The organism is Isoptericola nanjingensis (assembly GCF_050311635.1).
Taxonomy (GTDB): domain Bacteria; phylum Actinomycetota; class Actinomycetes; order Actinomycetales; family Cellulomonadaceae; genus Isoptericola; species Isoptericola nanjingensis.
Map to the genome: position 1 here is coordinate 34,736 of NZ_JBNOZL010000011.1, position 19,998 is coordinate 54,733.

Genomic DNA, 19,998 nt, shown 5'->3' on the forward strand with positions numbered 1-19,998 from the left:
GACAGCACGCTGGGAGCGGCGCCGCGCACGGTGGTGCCATGACCACCACCGCGATCGAGGCCGAGGGCCTCGTCAAGACCTTCGGCGACAACCGCGCCGTGGACGGGGTCGACCTCGAGGTCGCCACCGGCACGGTCTACGGGGTCCTCGGCCCGAACGGCGCCGGGAAGACCACCACGATCCGCATGCTCGCGACGCTCCTGCGGCCGGACGCCGGCCGGGCGTCCGTCTTCGGCCACGACGTGTCGCGGGAGCCGTTCGTCGTGCGCCAGCTGATCGGCGTCACGGGGCAGTACGCGTCCGTCGACGAGACGCTCAGCGCCACCGAGAACCTCCTGCTGTTCTGCCGGCTCAACGGGCTCAAGGGGTCCGCCGCGACGCGCCGCACCCGTGACCTGCTCGAGGAGTTCAGCCTCACCGACGCCGCCGCGCGCCCGCTGAAGAACTTCTCCGGCGGCATGCGGCGCCGCCTCGACCTGGCCGCGAGCCTCATCGCCCAGCCCCCGCTCCTCTTCCTGGACGAGCCGACCACCGGCCTCGACCCGCGCACCCGCGCCCAGATGTGGGAGACCATCCGCCGCCTCGTCGCGACGGGCTCGACCGTGCTGCTCACCACGCAGTACCTCGACGAGGCCGACCAGCTCGCCGACCGCATCGCCGTGATCGACCGCGGCCGCGTGGTCGCCGAGGGCACCGGGGACGAGCTCAAGTCGTCGGTCGGCCAGCAGTCGCTGCAGCTCGCCCTCGTGCGGCCCGACGACGCCCCGGCCGCCCAGGCGGCCGTGCTGGACGTGCTCGGCGTGGCCGCGACGGTCTCCCCCGAGGCGTGCCGCCTCACCGTGCCCGTCGCCGACCCCGCCCGCGTCACCGACCTGCTGGTCCGCCTGCGCGGCGCCGGCGTCGACCTCGACGGGCTGTCGATGGACAAGCCGACCCTCGACGAGGTGTTCCTGACGCTGACCGGCCACGACGCCACCGACCAGTCCACGACCGACCGAGCCGCCGGCTCCCCCGAGCCCGAGGAGATCTCCGCATGACCACCCTCACCACCGCCTCCGCGCCCGTGGCGCCCGGGGGACGCATCGTCCCCGGCGCCGAGCGCACCCTGCGCAACCGCGTGACCGCCGGGCAGGCCGTCTCCGACTCCCTGGCCATGGCGCGCCGCGGCCTCATCAAGATCCGCCGGACGCCGGAGCAGCTCATCGACGTCACGGTGCAGCCGATCATCTTCACGCTGATGTTCACGTACATCTTCGGCGGGGCGATCTCCGGCAGCATCGCGGCCTACCTGCCGGTCATCATCCCCGGCATCCTCGTGCAGACCGTCATCACGGCCTCCGCCGTCACCGGCACCCAGCTGCGCGAGGACATGGACAAGGGCGTGTTCGACCGGTTCAAGTCGTTGCCCATCGCCCGCATCGCCCCGCTCGCCGGGGCCCTGGTCGCGGACCTCGTCCGCTACCTCATCGCCACGACGCTCACGATCGTCATGGGCCTGGTCATGGGCTGGCGACCGGGCGGCGGCGTCGGCGGCGTGCTGCTCGCCGGCCTGCTGGTCATCGTGTGCGCCTGGTCCCTGAGCTGGATCTTCGCGTTCTTCGGCGTCATCGGCAGGTCCGCGTCGTCGGTGCAGGGCATCTCGTTCCTGGTGCTCTTCCCGCTGACGTTCCTGTCCAACGCGTTCGTCCCGGTGGACACGATGCCGGGCTGGCTGCAGGGCTTCGTCAACGTCAACCCGGTGTCGCACCTCGTGACCGCGGTCCGCGACCTCGCCAGCACCGGCAGCGTGACCGGTCAGGTCGGCATCGCGCTGCTGAGCTGCGCCGTCGTCGTGGCGGTCTTCGCCCCGCTCGCCGTGCGGAGCTACATGAAGAAGGCCTGACCGGGCCCGTCCGGCCCGAGCTCCTGGTCCGTCTCCGCCGCGAGACGGACCAGGAGCTCGTCCGCGCGCGCCACCAGGTCGTCCCGGTCGAGGGCCTCGGCCCGCCGCTCCCCCGCGCGCACGACGTCCGCGCCGTGCTCGGCCAGGGCGGTGGCCACCTCCGCGCGCAGCGCGTCGAGCCGGAGGGCGGGCAGGTCCTGGCGCGCCCCCAGCCGGCCCGCGATCGTCAGCAGCTCGACGCCCTCCGTCACCCGCCCGAGGTCCAGGTCGCCCGACCCCACGGGGACGAGGCAGGCCCAGTACGCGACGCCGACCGACGAGGTCGCCAGCACGGGACGGTCGACGAAGCCGCGGCCGCCGCCGCGCACCCTCCGCCCCACGTCGACGATCCGGCGAGCGAGCCCGGTCTCGTCGGCCCCCGCCTGCACCCGCCGGACCAGGGTGGCCGACGCGAGCAGGAGGAACCACGGCGCGGCGTCCCCCTCCGGCTGTCCCGCCCCGAACGTCGCCAGCGACCGCGCGAGGTGCGCGAGCGCCGCCGGGTGGTCGCCCCGCGCCCACGCCAGCTCGCCACGGCCGAGCTCGACGACGCCGCGCGCCTGGGCCTCCCGCCCGTCGTGCGCGCCCTCGGCGGTGGGGACCATCGACGCGACGACGGCTTCGGCCGCGTCGAGGTCCCCGAGGGAGAGGGCGGCGCCCAGCTCGATCCAGCGGACCTGCCACTGCATCTCCTCCGCCCCGATCGCGAGGACACCCTCCTTCGCGGCGGCGACCCAGCGGACCGCCTCCGCCTGCTCGCCCCGCTCCGCGAGGAACGACGCGAGAACCATCGCCGTCATGGCCGACGCCGCGGCGTCGTCGATCCCGCGCGCGACGTCGTGCGCGGCCCGCGCGAGCTCGACGGCACGCGCGATCTCGCCGTCGTTCTCCCGCTGCTGCGCCTCGAACATGTGCCCCAGCAGTGCCGTGTACCCGTCGTCCGACCCCTGGAGCCGGGTGAGGACGGCCTGCGCGTCCTCAGGGGTCCGGGCCAGGACGAGGTCCGCGAGCTCTCGGGTGCGCGACCCCACGGACCCGCTCGTGCGCAGCAGCCGGCGCAGGCGCGCCAGCGGGCGCGCCGCCCGACCGGGGACGCCGAAGACCGAGGACGCCGCGATCGCCTCGAGCGCGATCGCGGTGGCGTCCGCGTGCTCGTCCGGCACCACCCACCCCTCGAGGGAACGCAGCACCCCCGGCACCAGCCCGATGACGCGCTCCTCCGCGCCGCGCACGGCCCAGGTGCCGAGCAGCCCGACGAAGCCGTGCACGACGGCGTCGGGCCGGCCCAGGTCCATCGCGCGCCGCACCGCGAACAGCAGGTTCTCCTGCTCCCGGCCGAGCTCCGCGACGGCCTCGCGCTGCCGCGGGCTCAGCAGCCGCGAGGCGCACCGCCGGGACACGGTCAGCGACCACGCGAGCACGGCCGCGTCGGTGGCCGTCTCCTCCCCCGCCGCGGCGAGCCGCAGCAGCCCGAACTCCCGCACGGTCTCGACCATCCGGTACCGGGTGCCTCCGTCGGCCTCCTCGACGCGCACGAGGGACTGCAGCTCCAGCGTCGTGACGTCGTCGTCCACCTGCCACCCGGGCACGTCGGGCAGCAGGGCGCGCGCTGCCTCCGCCGAGAACCCGTCGGGCAGCGTGGCGGCACGCCGCCACAGCGCCTGCTGACCGGGCGTGAGCAGGTTCCAGCTCCAGTCGAGCACGGCCTCGAGCGTGCGGTGCCGGTCGGGCACCGAGCGGTCGCGCACGCGCAGCAGGGCGAACCGCTCGTCGAGCCGCTCCTCGACCTCGGCGACGCTGAGGGTCCGCACGCGCGCGGCCGCCAGCTCGATGGCCAGCGGGAGCCCGTCCAGGCGGTCGCACAGGCGCGCGACGGCCGCGCGGTCCAGCAGGGCGTCGGGACGCACCGCGCGGGCCCGCTCGACGAACAGGCGCACCGCGGGGCCGCCGTCCTCCTCGTCCGGGTCGGCGCCGAGCGGCGCGGGCGCGTACGTCGACTCCTCGTCCAGCAGCAGCGGCGTCCGGCTGGTGGTCAGCACCCGCAGCCGCGGCGAGACGTCCAGCAGCACGCCGGCCCAGCGGGCAGCTCCCTCGATCACGTGCTCGCAGTTGTCCAGGACGACGAGCGCGTCCGCGTCGCGCAGGCGGGCGGCGACCTGGCTCGCCAGGTCGCCGGCCTGGAGCCGGTCGGCCAGGCGCAGGGTGCTCGAGCCGGGCGCCACGCCCAGCGCGTCGGCGAGCGCCAGGACGACGTCGTCGTCGGCCCGCACGCCGACCAGCTCGACGACGACCACGAGCCCGGTGCCGGCGACCGCGCGGCGCGCCACCTCCTGCGCGAGCCGCGTCTTCCCCAGCCCGCCCGGCCCCAGGACGGTGACGAGCCGGGCCGTCCCGAGGGCGTCGCGCACGGCGGCGACGTCGGCCTCCCGGCCCAGCAGGGGCGTCGGGTAGCGCCGGAGGCCGCGGGCCGTCCCGGCGGCCGCCCGGGCCGGGGTCCCGACTGCTCCCGTGCCGGTCGGAACGGGCGACGGCGGGGCCGATGACGGCGCCGACGGCGTGCCCTCCCTGGCGACGTCGGCGGCGAGCCGCTCGTAGAGCGAGACGGTGGCGGGTCCGGGCTCGCTGGCCAGCTCGCGCACCAGGACCGACCGCAGCCGGGTGAAGACGCGCAGCGCCTCCGCCGGCCGGCCGAGCCCGCCCAGGGCGCCCATGAGCGCGCGGGCGGCGTCCTCGTCCGTGGGGTCCGCGGCGACGTCCGCCCCGGCGACCTCGGCGACGACCGCGTGCCGGCCCGCGGCCTCGGCCGCGTCGCGGCGCACGAGCCGCAGCTCGTCGCGCCAACGCTGCGCGACGGTCGCGAGCTCGCGCGCGACGTCGGCGAACTCGCCCCCCTCGAGGTCTCCGCCGGGTGTGCCCGCCCACAGGCGCAGGGCGTCCTCCGCGGTCGCCTGGGCGGCGGCCGGGTCGCCCGAGACGACCTCGCGGCGCGCCCGGGTCAGCCCGTCGCGCACCCGGTCCAGGTCGGAGGCGACGCCCAGGGCGTAGCCGGTCTCCGTCGCGCGCACGACACCGCGACCGGCGACCGCCCGCAGCCGGGAGACCAGGTTCTGGAGCGCGGCCCGCGGGTCGCCGGGCAGCGACTCCTGCCACAGCCGGTCGACGAGGCCGCCGGAGGAGACACCCCGGGGCCCCGCGAGCGCGAGGAGCGCGACCAGCGCCGCGGCGCGAGCCCCGCGGGGAGCGCGTTCGGCGCCGTCCGGACCCGCGACCCGGACCGGGCCGAGGACCCGCACCGCGGGCGCGTCGTCGGCAACGGGACCGGGGTCGGTGGCGTCACGCACGCCTGTGGAGCCTACCGGCCGATCAGGCGCCCCGCCGCGACGGCCAGGGTGCGTCCGCCGGCCGCAGCGACGCCCACCCGCCCGCGCGGCTCGCGGCGGCGGCGAGGACGCCCACGACGGCCGACGGGTTGTGCAGGCTGCCGTCGAGCACCCGGGCGACCGCCTCGTCCAGCGGCACCCACCGGAGCTCGATCTCGGCCTCCTCGCCCGTGCGCGTGTGGCGGTCGGCGTCGGGCACCGGGCCGAGGCCGCGGGCGAGGAAGACGCGCACCGCCTCGTCGCTGCTGCCCGGCGACGACGCGAAGTCGGCCAGCACGTGCCACCGCGCCGCGGTGGTGTCGGTCTCCTCCGCGAGCTCGCGGGCAGCCGCCTCCGCAGGGGGCTCGCCGTCGACGTCGAGGAGCCCGGCCGGGACCTCCCACATCCGTGACCGCACCGGGTGCCGGTACTGCCGCAGCAGCAGGACCCGGTCGGCGTCGTCGAGGGCGACGACCGCGACCGCACCCGGGTGCACCACGTACTCCCGGGTCACGGTCCCCGCGGCGCCGAGGTCGACGTCGTCGCGCACCAGGTCGACGATGCGGCCACGCTGCAGCACCTCGTGCCGCAGCACCGGCCGCGGGGCCCGCTCGTCCGCGACGGACGGGCCCGCCCCGCCGTCGGGCGCCGTCACGCGCCCTGGCGCTCGAGCGCCGCCGCGACCAGCCCCGAGAAGAGCGGGTGCGAGCGGGTGGGGCGCGACTTGAACTCCGGGTGCGCCTGGGTGCTCACGTAGTACGGGTGCACGTCGGCGGGCAGCTCCACGAACTCCACGAGCTGCGCGTCGGGCGACGTGCCGGAGAACACCAGTCCCGCCTCCTCGAGCTGCGCGCGGTACGCGTTGTTGACCTCGTACCGGTGGCGGTGGCGCTCCGACACCCGCTCGCTGCCGTACGCCTTGGCGACGACGGAGCCGGCCCCGAGGTGGGCGTCGTACGCGCCGAGGCGCATGGTGCCGCCCAGGTCGCCCTCGCCGCCCACGATCGCGAGCTGCTCGGCCATCGTCGCGATGACCGGGTGCGTGCTGTTCGGGTCGAACTCGGTCGACGAGGCGTCCTCGAGGTCGAGCACGTTGCGCGCGTACTCGATGACCATCGACTGCAGGCCCAGGCAGATGCCCAGCGTCGGCACGAGGTTCTCGCGCGCCCAGCGCAGCGCACCGACCTTGCCGTCGATGCCGCGCACGCCGAAGCCGCCGGGCACGAGCACGGCGTCGACGCCCTCCAGCGCCTCCTGCGCGCCCTCGGGCGTCTGGCAGTCGTCGGCGGCCACCCACCGGATGCCGACCTTCGCGTCGTTGTCGAAGCCGCCGGCGCGCAGCGCCTCGGTCACCGACAGGTACGCGTCGGGCAGGTCGATGTACTTACCGACGAGCGCGATCTCGACGTTGTGCTCCGGCTCGTGCACGCGCTCCAGGAGCTGGCTCCAGCCGTCCCAGTCGACGTCGTGGAAGGGCAGGTCGAGGCGGCGCACGACGTAGGCGTCCAGGCCCTCGGCGTGCAGCACGCGCGGGATGTCGTAGATGCTCGGCGCGTCGACGGCGTTGACGACGGCCTCGTTGTCCACGTCGCACATGAGCGCGATCTTGCGCTTGATGGGCTCCGGGACCACGCGGTCGGCCCGCAGCACGATCGCGTCGGGCTGGATACCGATGGAGCGCAGCGCGGCCACCGAGTGCTGGGTCGGCTTGGTCTTCAGCTCGCCCGACGGGCCGATGTACGGCACGAGGGAGACGTGCAGGAAGAAGCAGTCGTCACGGCCGAGCTCGTGCCGCACCTGGCGCGCGGCCTCGAGGAACGGCTGGGACTCGATGTCGCCGACGGTGCCGCCGATCTCGGTGATGATCACGTCGACGTCGGGGCCCGCCTGGTCGCGCATGCGCGACTTGATCTCGTCCGTGATGTGCGGGATCACCTGGACCGTGTCGCCCAGGTACTCGCCGCGGCGCTCCTTGGCGATCACGCGGGAGTAGACCTGGCCGGTGGTGACGTTCGAGGAGGCCGGGAGCTCCACGTCGAGGAACCGCTCGTAGTGGCCGATGTCGAGGTCGGTCTCGGCGCCGTCCTCGGTGACGAAGACCTCGCCGTGCTGGAACGGGTTCATCGTGCCCGGGTCCACGTTGAGGTACGGGTCGAGCTTCTGCATGGTGACGCGCAGGCCCCGCGAGCGCAGCAGGCGCCCGAGCGAGGAGGCGGTGAGTCCCTTGCCGAGAGACGAGGCCACACCGCCCGTCACGAAGATGTGCCGCGTCTGGTGCGTCGCACCCGTACGGCTGGAGGAGCGGGGCTGGAGTCTGTTCGCGCTGTCGGCCACGGAACTCCATCCTAACAGCGGGTCGGACGGCGGCACGCGGGCCGCGCGGTGCGCCTGGTCACTCCGCGGGTCGGTCGGCCGGTTCCGCAGCCTCGGCGGGCTCGCCAGGCTCGCCAGGCTCGTCGGTGGGCGCGGGGCCGCGGCGGCGCACGATCCCCGTCACGGCGGACCGGTCGGCCAGCAGGAAGCCGCCCACGACGACGACGCCCCCGACCACGGCGGCGAGCACCCCGACGCCCAGAGCCGGGAGGATCGAGGCGTCCGCCGGGAGCAGCGCGCCCGACACCAGCGACCCGGCCCACGCACCGAGCCCGGTCGCGACGACGAGCACGACGAGGGTCCGCGGGATCCCCCGCAGCGCCTCGCGGCCGGCGTACCGGCCCACCGCCGCGAGCAGGCCCGCCCCGGCGATCGTCATGCCCAGTGCCGTGGCCAGGCCGAGCTGGGCCAGCACGCCCGCCTGGTCCCGGACTCCCGTCACGGCGGGCAGCGCGAACGCCGCCACGGCCACGACCAGCCACCCGGCCGCCGTGACGACCACCGCCACCCGTTGGTGGTCGATCGCGTACAGCGCCCGCGACAGGTGCAGGATCAGCGCGAACCCGACGATCCCCGGCGCCATCCACGCGACGGCGCCGCCGAGCCCCGCGACCGACCCGCTCGCGATGCGGGCGAACACGGCCTCCACGGCCCCTGACGCGGCGACGAGCGCACCCACGCCCAGCCCGGACACCACGAGCAGCGTGCGGGTGGTCGTGGCGAGCAGGCCGCGGAACCGGTCGTGGCGTCCGTGCGCCACGTGCTCGGCGAGCCGCGGGAACGCGCTCGTCGCGAGCGGGAACGCCAGCACGGCGTAGGGCAACAGGTAGACCTGCTGCGCGAACGTGTACGTGGGGAACGTCTGCTCCGGCCCGAACTGGAACGCCGCCCCCATCACGGCAAGCACGGACAGCTGCTGCGCCACCAGCGCACCGACGCCGGCCAGCGCGAGGTTGCGGGCACGGACGCCCTCGCCCCCGGGGAAGCGCAGCGTGGGGCGCAGCCGCGTCCCCGTCCGGAGCACCGGGAGGACGAGCGGCAGCGCGAGGAACGCGACGCCCGCCGTCGTCCCCCAGCCCAGCCAGCCGATCGCCGTCGTCGAGAGCGCCGCGACGTCGCCCTGGTCGCCGTCGGCCATGCCGACGAACACGAGGTAGACGGCGATCACGGCGAGGCTGGACAGCAGCGGCGCGAACGCCTGCCAGAAGAAGCGCTTGTGGGCCTGCAGGATGCCGCCGAGCACCACCGCGAGCCCGTACAGCGGCACCTGGAGCGCGAACGTCCGCACGAAGGTGGCGGTGACGTCCACGAGCTCGGGGTGCTTGTCGCCCATGAGGAGCGACGCGATCGGCCCGGCGAGGATCGCGAGCAGGGCGCCGAGCGGCACCAGGACGGCGAGGGTCCAGCCGAGCAGCGCCGAGGCCACCCCGGAGGTCTCCTTCGCGGAGCGCCGCGCGATCGGCCCGGCGAGCAGCGGGACGACGGCGCCCGCGAGCGCGCCGCCCGCGGCGACCTCGAACAGCACGTTCGGCAGCTGGTTCGCCGCGGTGTACGCGGGGCCGACACCCTCCGTGCCCACGGCCCACGACAGCACCAGCGACCGGGCGAACCCGACCAGCCGGCTCGCCACCGTCACGACGGTGATCATCGCGGCGGCGCCGGCGAGGGTCTGGGTCGCCGCCCGCAGCCCGCCCGGGCGCGACGTCATGGGTTCACTCCCCCGAGGCGGGTTCCTGCGCCGGGCCCGGCGTCGCCGCCGGGCGGCGACCCCAGCCGTCCGCGGCGCGCAGCCACGGCGTGCGCTCGACGACGGCGGAGAAGCTCACGCGCTCGGACGCGAGCGTGAGCCCGACGACGGACGCCAGCGCGGCGAGCCGCACCGCGCGCGGGGCGCCGAACGCCCACTGCGCGCCGACCAGCGCGCCGAGCGCGTTCGCGCCGCCGTCGCCCAGCATGTCCCGCTCGGCGAGGTCGCCGGGGGCCGCGACGGCGGCCGCACCGAGGACGACCCCGGTCGCCGCGCCCGCGGTGCCGCCCGCGACGGGCAGGCTCAGGGCGGCCGACGCCTTGAGCGCCCTGCCGGGACGCAGGTCGAGGAGGTTGAGCAGGTTGGCCGTGCCCGCGACGAGGGCGCCGTTCACCGCGACGTCCAGCAGGTGCCCCGCCGCGCCACCGGTCCGTCGGGTACCGACCGCGGCACCGACGAGCGCGGTCGCGCCGATGCCGAGCACCTTGAGCCCGCCGGTCGTGAGGCGGCCCTCGGCGAGCGCGCCGAGGTGTCCCCGCAGCCCCTTGACGCGCGTGCTCGTGTCCTCGGCGAGGTCGTCCACGAGCCCGAACGCGGCCGCGCCGGCGGTCGCGAGCGCGGCGCCGGCCCGCTCCCGGCCGCCGCCCGCAGCGAGCGTCCCGGCGACGAGCCCGGCCGCGACGGCCGGGCCTTCGAGCATGCTCACCGGTTCGCCGCGGTGGTTGGTGCGGGTCCAGCGCGCGGCGCCGCCGGGCGGGTCGGTGTCCAGGGCTCGCCGGGCGAGCGCCGTGCCCGCCGCCGCGACGACCGCGCCGCGCAGCAGCGCGCCCACGCCGGCCCCGCCGGCCATCAGCCGTCCCCCTGCGTCTCGCCCTGCTCGACCACCGGCGGGAGGACGGACGCGCCCTCCTCGAAGCCGTACTGGTCGACGGCGCCGGCGTCCTGGGCGGCGATGGCGAGCGGCACGACGATCTGCCCCGTCGTCTGCTCCACGCCGCTGACCGTGCTCACCAGGTCCGAGAGCCCGTCGTCGGCACGGATCGTGGCGATCAGGTCGCCGTCGTGCGTCGTCGGCCCGGCCACCACCGAGGTCCCCGCGATCTCCGCGGACGTCCCCGCGAGCGCGGCGAGGGCGCCCATCCCCGTCTGCTCCGGGTCGGCGTCCTGCGTCTGCTCCTCCTCGTCGGCACCGGTGGCGCCGCTCGACAGCAGCAGGATCGCGTCCGCGGGCGCGCTCGGCTCGGCCACCTGCTCCACGAGGCCCACCTGCTCCAAGAGGTGCTGCTGCTCGAGGGCGGCCTCGCTGAACACGGACGGGCCCGCGGAGCCCGAGGAGCCCGAGGAGTCGGTGAGCGCCACCGTGAGCGACGCGGCGAGCAGCTCGGCCGGGCCGGAGTCCTCGTCGACGACTCCCTCGACGGCGTCGGCGGGCAGCTTCTCGCGCAGCCCGTCCGCGACGGTCTCCCGCATGGTCAGCTCGTCGGCCGACGTCCACGACGCGGCCAGCCGCTTCTGCGCGACGACCGTGCTGTCCGCCGCCTCCAGCTGGTCCAGCACGGCCTTGCGGTTCGCGTCGCTCACCTCGTCCACCTCGACGACGGCGACGTTCATCCCCGCGAGCGACCCGGCGACGAGCTGGTCGCCGGCGCTCTCGATGAAGCGCCGCTGGTCCTGTGCCGTGGTCTGCGCCTGCCCGAGCTCCTCGCGCAGGGTGTTGCGCTCGGTGCGCAGCGCGTCGACCTGCTCGGTGAGCTGGTCCCCGAGGGTGCCCTGGAGCGGGCCGGCACCGAGGATGATGCCCACCGCGAGGGCGAGGAAGACGGAGATCAGCGAGACGAGGTGATACCTGAAGTCGATCACGGTCGGCAGAGGTTCCTTGTCGGGTCGGAGCGGTCGGGTCGCAGCGGTCGGGTCGGGTCGAGCAGGATGCTGGGAGGGCGCGCGGGGGGGGCGTCACCCGCCGAAGAGGCTACCCACCCAGGAGACGAGGTCGTCGATCCGGGCACCGATCAGCCCGAAGAGCGTCTGCCCCGCGGCGGTGGACCACAGCGCCGCGACGACGGCAGCCACGCCCGCCAGGGACAGCAGCGTGAGCTGCAGGTTCGAGATCCGGGTGCGGTACAGCCGGGACACGCCCTTGGCGTCCACGAGCTTGCCGCCCACGCGCAGCCGGGTGAGGAAGGTGCTGGCCATGCCCGCCCGCCCCTTGTCGAGGAACTCGACCAGCGTCGCGTGGGTGCCGACCGCGACGATCAGCTCGGCGCCCTTGTCGTCTGCGAGGAGCATGGCGATGTCCTCGCTGGTCCCCGTCGCGGGGAACACCACGGGCTCGACGCCGAGCGCCTGCACGCGGTCCAGCCCGGGCGAGTTGCCGTCGCGGTACGCGTGCACCACGATCTCCGCGCCCGACGACAGTGCCCGGTCGGACACCGAGTCCATGTCGCCGACGATCATGTCCGGCTTCCAGCCCGCGTCGATGACTGCGTCGGCGCCGCCGTCGACGCCGACCAGCACCGGCCGGTTCTCCGTGATGTAGGACCGCAGCATCGCCAGGTCCTCGCGGTAGTGGTAGCCGCGGACGACGATCAGCACGTGCCGGCCCTCGAACTTCGTCCGCACGTCCGGCACGCCGACGCCGTCGAGCAGGAGGTCCCGCTCACGCCGCAGGTACGTCATCGTGTTCTCGGCGAAGTTCTCGATCTCTTCCGACAGCCCCTCACGCGCCGCGACCATGTCCGCCGCGACGGTCTCCGGGGACTGGCGGACGCCCTCCGCCACGGTGGTGCCGTCGACGACCACGGTGCCGCCGTCGATCCGCACCGTGGCGCCCTCGGGCAGCGCCATCACGGCGGGGCCGAGGTCGTCGACCAGCGTGATGCCGGCGTCGACGAGGATGCCCGGCCCCGCGTTCGGGTAGCGGCCCGACGTCGAGCGGGCGGCGTTGAGCACCGCCGCCGGGCCGACCGCCACCAGCGCGTCCGCCGCGACCCGGTCGATGTCGACGTGGTCGATGACGGCCACGTCGCCGGCGTGCAGGCGCTTGGTCAGGTCCTTGGTCCGCGTACCGACCCGGGCGGGCCCTGTCACGTCGGTGCTCTCGTCGCCGGCGTCGGGCGCACGCTCGGACTTGCGCAGGATCATTCTCATCGCCCCTATCGTCCCACGGTGGAGGACTCCAGGAGCTCGACCGCGTGCTGACGGGCGGTCGCGGACTCCTCCTGCCCTGAGAGCATCCGCGCCAGCTCGCGGACCCGCGCGTCGTCCGTGACCTCGCGCACGCCCGTCACCGTGACGCCGGCCCGGTCGTCGGGAGCGTCGTCGGGAGCGCCGTCGGGGGTGGACTTCGTCACCACCAGGTGCGAGTCCGCGAACGCGGCCACCTGGGCGAGGTGCGTCACGACGACGACCTGCGTGCTGCGCGCGAGCACCGCCAGGCGCCGGCCGACCTCGACCGCCGCGCGACCGCCGACGCCGGCGTCGACCTCGTCGAAGACGAACGTCGGCAGGGGCGCCGTGGCCCGGCCCGAGCCCGCGCCGGACCCGGCCTCGACGCGCGCGGTGGCGAGCGCCACCTCGACGGCGAGCATCACCCGGGACAGCTCGCCGCCCGACGCGCCCTTGCCCAGCTGGCGGGCGGGCGCGCCGGGGTGCGGCTCGAGGAGGAACGCGACCTGGTCGGCACCCCAGGGCCCCGGCTCGTCGGCGGGCGCGACGTCGACGACGAGCCGCGCGCCCTTCATGGCCAGACCCGACAGCTCCTGCGTCACCGCGTCCGAGAGCGCCTCCGCGGCCTTGCGCCGGCCGGTCGTCAGCCGCTCCGCCGCGCCCGCGAGCTCGGCGTCCAGCTCGGCCGTGCGCTCGCGCATGCCGGCGAGCCGCTCGCCGCCGTCGTCCAGGTCGAGCAGCCGCAGCCCCGCGTCGCTCGCCCACCGCAGCACGTCGTCGATGGTCTCGCCGTAGCTCCGGGTGAGCGTCGTGAGCTCCGCGAGGCGTGCGTGCGCGGTCTCGAGGCCCGCCGGGTCCGCCTGCAGGTCGTCCACGTACGACGACAGCTCGGTCGCGACGTCGGCGAGGAGGTACCCCGCCTCGGCGAGCCGGGTCGCGTGGCCGCCGAGAGTCGGGTCGTCGGAGGCCGCCGCCTCCAGCGCCCGACGTGCACGCTCGACCGCCTCCACCGCGCTGCCCGCCGTCTCCACGTCGTCGCCCGCGACGGCGTCGTGCGCCTCCTGGGCCGCGACGCGCAGCTGCTCGGCGTTGCCCAGCCGCCCGACGAGGGCCGTGAGCTCGGCGTCCTCCCCCGACTGCGGGTCCACGCGCTCCACCTCGGCCAGGCCGAGCCGCAGGAGCTCCGCCTCCCGGGCGCGCTCGGCGGCCCGCGCGGTGAGGTCGTCGATCTCCGCCTGCAGCCCGGCACGCTCGGACCACGCCGCCCGGTAGGTGTCGAGGTCGTCCTGGTGGTCGGGGCCCGCGAAGGAGTCCAGCGCCTCGCGCTGCTTGGCCGCCGTGCGCAGCCGCAGCTGGTCGGCCTGGCCGTGCACGGTCACGAGCTCGTCCGCGATCTCCGCGAGCACCGCCTGCGGCACGCCGCGCCCGCCCAGGTGGGCGCGGGAGCGGCCGGCCGCCGCGACGGTGCGGAGCACGACGACGGTCCCGTCGTCGTCGACCTCGCCGCCCGCCTCGTCGACCCGCGCGGCGACGCCCGGGTGCGCGGCGACGCGGAGCCGCCCCTCGACGACGGCGCCGTCCGCGCCCGGTCGGACCGCGGCGGGGTCGGCCTTGCCGCCCATGAGCAGGCCCAGCCCGGTGAGCACCATCGTCTTTCCCGCGCCCGTCTCGCCCGTGATGACGGTCAGCCCGTCGGCCAGGGGCACCCGGGCGGCGCGGATCACGCCCAGGTTCTCGATCGCGATCTCCTCGAGCACCTCACGCCTCCTTGTCGTGCTCGTCGAGCTTCTCGTCGTCGCCCGGCCCGGGCGCCGGCGCCCGATGGTCCGGGCGCTGGGCCGCCAGCTCGCGCCACCCGACGACCGGCAGCGAGAACTTGGACACCAGCCGGTCGGTGAACGGCGCGGGCGAGAGCCGCGCGAACCGCAGCGGCAGCGCGCCCCGCCGCACCTCCACGAACGACCCGACCGGCAGGTCGATGCGTCGCCGGCCGTCGCAGGTCAGCACCGCCGGGACCGGGCTGCGCTCGAGCACCTTGACCGTGTACGTCGACCGGGGGCCGATCACCAAAGGGCGCGCGAACAGGGCGTGCGCCGACAACGGCACCAGCAGCACACCGTCCACCTCGGGCCACATCACCGGCCCGCCCGCGGAGAACGCGTGCGCCGTCGACCCGGTCGCCGTGGACATCACCACGCCGTCGCAGCCGAACGACGAGAGCGGGCGACCGTCGACGGCGATGCCGACCTCGACCATCCGCTCGCGCCGCGCCTTCTCCACGGTCGCCTCGTTGAGCGCCCACCCCGTCCGGGGGGTCTCCTCCCCCGGCAGGTGCACGGCGACGTCGACGACGGCGCGCTCCTCGACCTCGTAGTCGCGGGCGGCCAGCCGCCGCACCGCGTGCCGCAGGTCGTCGCGCTCGCTCTCGGCGAGGAAGCCGACGTGCCCCAGGTTGACCCCCAGGAGCGGGACCCCGGTACCGTGCGTCAGCTCGGCGGCCCGCAGGATCGTGCCGTCGCCGCCCAGGACCATGACGGCCTCGGAGTCGGTGACGCCCTCGCGGACGCGCGCCGCGGCCATGTGGTCGCCGAACGACTCGGCGAGGTCGTCGTCGTGCAGGGCCACCTCGAAGCCCGCCTCGGTGAGCTCGCGCAGGGCCTCGGAGAGCGCCGCCACGGCCTCCGGGCGGCCCCCGTGGGTGACGATCAGGACTCGGCGGGTCACTGTGCTCCTCCGACGGGCAGGACGGGCGGGACGGACGGCGGCGTGCCGGGGTCGCCGGGCCGCCAGGCGACGGCGGCCGCCACGGCCTCGTCGGCCGGCTCGGCGGCGGACTCGGATGCGGCCGCCGGATCCCCGCCGTCGGGTCGGAACCAGCAGAAGTACTCGCGGTTGCCGCTGGGCCCCGGCAGCGGGCTCGGCACCACCGCGCGCGCCCGCAGGCCGTGCCCCGCCGCGGCCCGCAGGACGGCGAGCACGGCCTCGGCGTGCAGGGTCGGGTCGCGGACCACGCCGCCGCTGCCGAGCCGCTCTCGGCCGACCTCGAACTGCGGCTTCACCAGCAGCAGGGCGTGACCCTCCGGGGAGAGCACCGCGGCGAGCGGCCCCAGCACGAGCGTGAGGGAGATGAAGGACAGGTCCCCCACCACGACGTCGGGTGCGCGCTCCAGGTCGGACGGCGTGAGGTCGCGCAGGTTGAACCCCTCGACGACCGTGACCCGCGGGTCGGTCCGCAGCGCCGGCACGAGCTGGTCGTGCCCGACGTCGAGGGCCACCACCTGCCGTGCACCCCGGCGCAGCAGGACGTCCGTGAAGCCGCCGGTCGAGGCGCCGACGTCCAGGCACCACCCGTCGTCGACCGCACGCAGCAGCTCCTGGCCGGCCGGGTCGGCGGCGAGCGCGTCCAGCGCACCGGCCAGCTTGCCCCCGGCGCGCGACGCGTACCCCGGGTCCTCGGGATCCGTGTGCACCGCGACGGGCGCGCCGTCGGGCACCGGCGTGGACGGCTTCGTGACCACGCGGCCATCGAGCCGCACGCGTCCGGCGTCGATCAGCTCCACCGCCTGCCGCCTCGAGCGGGCCAGGCCGCGGCGGACGAGCTCCGCGTCCATCCGCGCGTCCGTGCGTGCCACCGCCGTCAACGCCGTGGCCCCGTGTCCTGCACCCCGTCCAGCCCGGTGGTGCCCGGCGCGCCGTCGAGGCGCGCCCGCAGACCGTCGTGCACCGCGGTGAAGCGCTCCACGTGCTCGGCGAGGGGGAGGTCGTCCAGGCCCTCGAGCTCGTCGGTGCCGGACGCCGAGCCGGTCCCGGCAGGAGCCCGAGGGGTCGGCCGGGCCCCGACAGGGGCATCGGCAGCGGGGTCGTCCGCCGACCCGGCCGCCGCCGCTCCGGGCGTCGACTGATCCTGTGTCATGGTCCCTCCCTACCGCTCGCGGTCTCTTCGCCAGCACCGTTGACGGGTGCGCACGGACCGCCGGTCCGAGGGGCGGCTGGTCGCGCGGGTGTGCCGCCGTCCGAGGTCCGGGTCCACGCTACCTGCTGGCACGGACGTCCCGTGCACGACGCACAGCCCGCGACCAGGTCCGTGGCCGGCGTCCGAGCCGTCGGCCGTCGTCGTGCCCGCCCGGCGGGAGCGCGTCACCCCGCGCCCGCTCGTCACGCCGCGGTCAGGCGTGCAGCTCCGGGACGGTCGACGCCGACGCCGGGGCGCCCCGGTCCGCGGCGTCCCACGCGGCCGCGCAGGCCGCGCGGACGACGTCGATCCCGTGGGGCCCCTCTCGATCGAGCTCCAGCGCTCCGTCCACGATCCGCGCCGCGCGACCCTCGCACGTCCACCAGCCCTCGGCGGTCCGCTCCGGGACGGGGTGCGGCTCGAGCAGGGCACGGAGGTCGGCACCCACGAAGTCCGGGCGCAGGCCGGGCTCGGCCAGCACGGCGTCGCGTGCCGTGGACACTCCCGTGAGCACGTGCAGGCCGGGGTAGCCGCCGGCGCGCGCGCCGGCGAGGTCCGTGTCGAGGCGGTCGCCGATCACCAACGGCCGTTCCGCGCCCGCCCGGTCGACCGCCAGGTGGTACATCGTGGGCGACGGCTTGCCCGCGCTGTCCGGCTCGACACCGGTCGCCGCCACGACCGCGCCGACGAGCGCGCCGTTGCCGGGAGCGAAGCCCCGCGCCGTCGGGAGCGACAGGTCGAGGTTGCTCGCCACGTGCCAGGCGCCGCCGGCCACGGCGTAGGCCGCCTCGGCCAGGTCGCTCCAGGCCAGGCCCGCCGCGTAGCCCTGGGCCACCGCGTCGGGGGCGTCGTCCGCGGAGTCGACGACCGTCAGCCCCGCGGCGGCGACCGCCGTCCTCAGACCCGCCCCGCCGACGACGAGGACCCGAGCGCCCGGCTCCAGCCGCGTGCGCAGCAGCGCCGCGCACGCCTGGGCCGCCGTCATGACCTCGTCCGCGCCCGTCGGGATGTCCAGGCCCGTGAGCTGGCCGGCCACCTCCTCCGGCTCGCGCGACGCGTTGTTCGTCACGAAGACCAGCCGTAGACCCGCGGTCCGTGCCGCCGTCAGGCTGTCCGCGGCGTGCGGGATGGGCAGGTGGCCCTTGTATGCGACGCCGTCGAGGTCGACCAGCGCCAGGTCGTGCGCCGACGCGAGCGGGACGGCGCTCCCCGCCAGGGTCGCCGTCATGCCTGGCTCGCGTCCGGGGCGCCGGCCTCCGTGTCCGGCTCGGCGCCCGCCGCCTGCTCTGTCCGAGCGGCCTCGGTCTCGCCGGCGTCAGCGTCGAGCTCGTCGGCGTCACCGTCGAGCTCGCCGGAGCTGTCGGCCTCGTGCGCGTCCTCGCTCGCGGTGGGCGCACCTGCAAGGACGTCGCCGTCCTCGGGGTCGTCCTCCGTGTCGAGGTCCTCGTCCACGGCGTCCTCGTCGTACGTGTCGTAGACGACGACGTCGTCGGACTCCTGCGTCAGGCCGGACGCCCGCTCGAGCTCGGCCGGGTCGACCCCTGCCAGGAGCCGCGCCGCCTCGTCCTCACGGCCCGCAGCCTCCAGGGCGGCCGCCCGTGCCTGCAGCACCCGGAGGCCCAGGTCTCCCCGCCGCTCGGCGGCGGGGATCCGGTCGAGCACGGCGATAGCGGCGTCGTGCTCCCCGAGGTCGCTCCGCGCTCCGCTCGCGACGATGGCGAGCTCGGTGCGCCCCTCGGCATCGAGCGTCCGCGCCTCCTCGCTCGCGGCGAGAGCCAGGGCGCGCTCCGGGCGCCCGAGGCCGCGCTCCGCGTCCGCCATCAGCGGCAGGTGCTCGGAGGAGCCGTTGAGGCGTCGTACCGTGCGCAGCTCGCGCAGCGCCTCCGCGAACCTCCCGGTGCGGTACGCCGCGATCCCCGCGGCTTCCCGCACCACGTCCACCCGACCTCCGCGACGCACCGCCGCCTGGGTGTGCTCGTAGGCACGCTCCGGGTCGACGTCGAGGAGTCGGCCCGCCATCACGAGGTGCAGGCCGATGCGCTCGGCGTTCTCCTTCGTCAGGCCGCGCAGACGCCCCCGGACGTCGCGGCTGAGCTGACCCATCGACGCGTCCTCGGCGATCTCCGGCTCGACGGCGCGCGGGCGCCGCTCGGCACCGGCCGCCGGACGGGCGGGTCGTCCGCCGCCCGCGCGGCCCTGCCCCTCTCCGCTGCGCCGTCCGGTCGCCGGACCGCGAGAGCCAGCACCATGGGAGCCGGCACCACGGGAGTCCTGCCGCGGCCCGCCGCTCCTGCCGTCGCGCGGCGCCGTACGGTCGCTCCCGTAGCCGCGGCGGTCACCCCGGTCGTCCGAGCGTCCTCGGTCCCCCGCGTAGCCACGACGGTCACCCGAACCCGCCCGGTCGTCCCGGCCGCGGCCGTCGCGGGACGACGGACGCCGGTCTCCGCGGTCGTCGCTACGCCCTCGCGCGTCGTGCTGCCCGGCCCGTCGGGAGAAGTCGCCCCGGTCACGGCCGTCACCCTGGCTCGGACGGTGCTCCGCCCCTCGGCGGGCGCCGCCACGCTCGTCCCGGCGGTCGTACCCGTCACGAGACTGCTCACGACCGCGCGAGGGCCGCTCCTCCCGGCGATCGCGGGACGCGGGGCCCCGACGGTCCCCCGTGTCACGGGACGAACGCTCGGTGCGACGGCCGTCGCCGTACGCGCGCCCGCCCTCGGGTCGCCGTCCGGAACGCTCCTGGTCGCCTCGCTCGCGGTCGGCCGGACGGCCGCGACGCTCCGCTGTGCGGTCCGTGCGGTCCGCGCGACCCCGGCCGCCGTACCCGCCTCGGCCGTCTCGCGCCGCGTCACCTCGCGCCGGACGTCCCTCGCCCTGCCGGCGCTGCATGCCCTCGCGCTGCGGACGCTCATCGCGTCCGCCCTGCGAGCCTCGGCTCCCGTTCCGCGAGCCCCCGCGCGCGCCCCCTTCACGGGACGACGGTGCACGACCCCCCGCACCGCCCTTGCTCTCGTCCCGCGGTGAATCGTTCACGGTCTTCCTTTCCGACGCCGACACGACCGGTATTCTCCCACGCCACATCCTCGGAAGAGTGGTCGCGAAGCCTCCTCCGGATGTGATGGCAGGCACGGGGCCGAGCCCTCACGATCCATGCCACCACGGGCCCTGCGCCCATGCCAGGCGCACGCGCTCCGCGGCGGCGCCGAACCCGTGCTGCCGTCATGACGGGCTCCGCGGCAATGGGACTCGTCGAAGCCCGAGTGGCGCCGAGCGAAGCCGTCCGAGCACGACGTGCTCACAGGAGGGCGGACCTCGTGGTCGTCCCGGCTCCACGCACGCGCGCACAAGGCGCGCACACGGCACACAAGGCGCACACGGCGCACAAGGCGCAGTGCACCGCACCGGGATATGCGAAAGGCCCACCCCGGTGTGGGGTGGGCCTTTCGTGAATGGGTGTCCGGCGGCGTCCTACTCTCCCACCCCC

Annotated in this window: 15 protein-coding genes; 2 read left to right on the forward strand and 13 right to left on the reverse strand. The window is 76.1% G+C overall.

Annotated elements, in window-relative coordinates:
* Positions 1–38 precede the first annotated feature (38 nt).
* Both ACQP6G_RS20675 and ACQP6G_RS20680 read left to right on the forward strand, forming a co-directional pair.
* Complete coding sequence (locus ACQP6G_RS20675; protein WP_429767181.1) at positions 39–1,037, forward strand: ATP-binding cassette domain-containing protein; 999 nt, start codon at positions 39–41, stop codon at positions 1,035–1,037.
* Positions 1,034–1,882 carry an ABC transporter permease gene (locus tag ACQP6G_RS20680; RefSeq protein WP_429767182.1) on the forward strand — a complete coding sequence of 283 codons (849 nt, stop codon included), beginning with the start codon at positions 1,034–1,036 and terminating at the stop codon, positions 1,880–1,882. Before ACQP6G_RS20675 ends, ACQP6G_RS20680 begins: the two co-directional genes overlap by 4 nt.
* Here the strand turns inward: ACQP6G_RS20680 and ACQP6G_RS20685 are convergent.
* The 13 genes from ACQP6G_RS20685 to ACQP6G_RS20745 all read right to left on the reverse strand — a co-directional run bounded on the left by ACQP6G_RS20685 (position 1,864) and on the right by ACQP6G_RS20745 (position 18,620).
* Complete coding sequence (locus tag ACQP6G_RS20685) at positions 1,864–5,262, reverse strand: AfsR/SARP family transcriptional regulator (protein ID WP_429767184.1); 3,399 nt, start codon at positions 5,260–5,262, stop codon at positions 1,864–1,866. The two genes, ACQP6G_RS20680 and ACQP6G_RS20685, sit on opposite strands and share 19 nt — an antisense overlap.
* A 22-nt stretch (positions 5,263–5,284) precedes the next feature.
* On the reverse strand, positions 5,285–5,935 hold the full coding sequence (locus ACQP6G_RS20690) for an NUDIX domain-containing protein (protein ID WP_429767186.1): 651 nt from the start codon (positions 5,933–5,935) through the stop codon (positions 5,285–5,287).
* Positions 5,932–7,614: a CTP synthase gene (gene pyrG / locus ACQP6G_RS20695; protein WP_429767188.1), complete on the reverse strand. Its 1,683-nt coding sequence runs from the start codon at positions 7,612–7,614 to the stop codon at positions 5,932–5,934. Before pyrG ends, ACQP6G_RS20690 begins: the two co-directional genes overlap by 4 nt.
* Before the next feature lie 58 nt (positions 7,615–7,672).
* The gene (gene murJ / locus ACQP6G_RS20700; RefSeq protein ID WP_429767190.1) at positions 7,673–9,361 is read right to left on the reverse strand and encodes a murein biosynthesis integral membrane protein MurJ; all 1,689 of its coding nucleotides are present in this window, start codon (positions 9,359–9,361) and stop codon (positions 7,673–7,675) included.
* Between the two features lie 4 nt (positions 9,362–9,365).
* A complete protein-coding gene (locus tag ACQP6G_RS20705; RefSeq protein ID WP_429767192.1) occupies positions 9,366–10,250 on the reverse strand; it encodes a hypothetical protein in 885 nt (294 codons plus the stop codon).
* Positions 10,250–11,260, reverse strand: coding sequence for a copper transporter (locus ACQP6G_RS20710; protein WP_429767194.1), 1,011 nt, complete (start codon positions 11,258–11,260; stop codon positions 10,250–10,252). The genes ACQP6G_RS20705 and ACQP6G_RS20710 overlap by 1 nt, the downstream gene beginning before the upstream one ends.
* Before the next feature lie 93 nt (positions 11,261–11,353).
* Positions 11,354–12,547, reverse strand: a complete 1,194-nt coding sequence (gene steA / locus ACQP6G_RS20715) for a putative cytokinetic ring protein SteA (RefSeq protein WP_429767195.1) — start codon at positions 12,545–12,547, stop codon at positions 11,354–11,356.
* A 5-nt stretch (positions 12,548–12,552) separates the two neighbouring features.
* Positions 12,553–14,322 carry a DNA repair protein RecN gene (gene recN, locus ACQP6G_RS20720; protein WP_429767197.1) on the reverse strand — a complete coding sequence of 590 codons (1,770 nt, stop codon included), beginning with the start codon at positions 14,320–14,322 and terminating at the stop codon, positions 12,553–12,555.
* Between the two features lies 1 nt (position 14,323).
* Positions 14,324–15,289: an NAD kinase gene (locus ACQP6G_RS20725; RefSeq protein WP_429767199.1), complete on the reverse strand. Its 966-nt coding sequence runs from the start codon at positions 15,287–15,289 to the stop codon at positions 14,324–14,326.
* A complete protein-coding gene (locus ACQP6G_RS20730) occupies positions 15,286–16,197 on the reverse strand; it encodes a TlyA family RNA methyltransferase (RefSeq protein WP_429767200.1) in 912 nt (303 codons plus the stop codon). The genes ACQP6G_RS20725 and ACQP6G_RS20730 overlap by 4 nt, the downstream gene beginning before the upstream one ends.
* A 5-nt stretch (positions 16,198–16,202) precedes the next feature.
* Positions 16,203–16,478 carry a hypothetical protein gene (locus ACQP6G_RS20735; protein WP_429767202.1) on the reverse strand — a complete coding sequence of 92 codons (276 nt, stop codon included), beginning with the start codon at positions 16,476–16,478 and terminating at the stop codon, positions 16,203–16,205.
* Between the two features lie 253 nt (positions 16,479–16,731).
* The gene (locus ACQP6G_RS20740) at positions 16,732–17,745 is read right to left on the reverse strand and encodes an HAD-IIA family hydrolase (protein WP_429767204.1); all 1,014 of its coding nucleotides are present in this window, start codon (positions 17,743–17,745) and stop codon (positions 16,732–16,734) included.
* A complete protein-coding gene (locus tag ACQP6G_RS20745; protein WP_429767205.1) occupies positions 17,742–18,620 on the reverse strand; it encodes a hypothetical protein in 879 nt (292 codons plus the stop codon). The genes ACQP6G_RS20740 and ACQP6G_RS20745 overlap by 4 nt, the downstream gene beginning before the upstream one ends.
* Between the last annotated feature and the right edge of the window lie 1,378 nt (positions 18,621–19,998).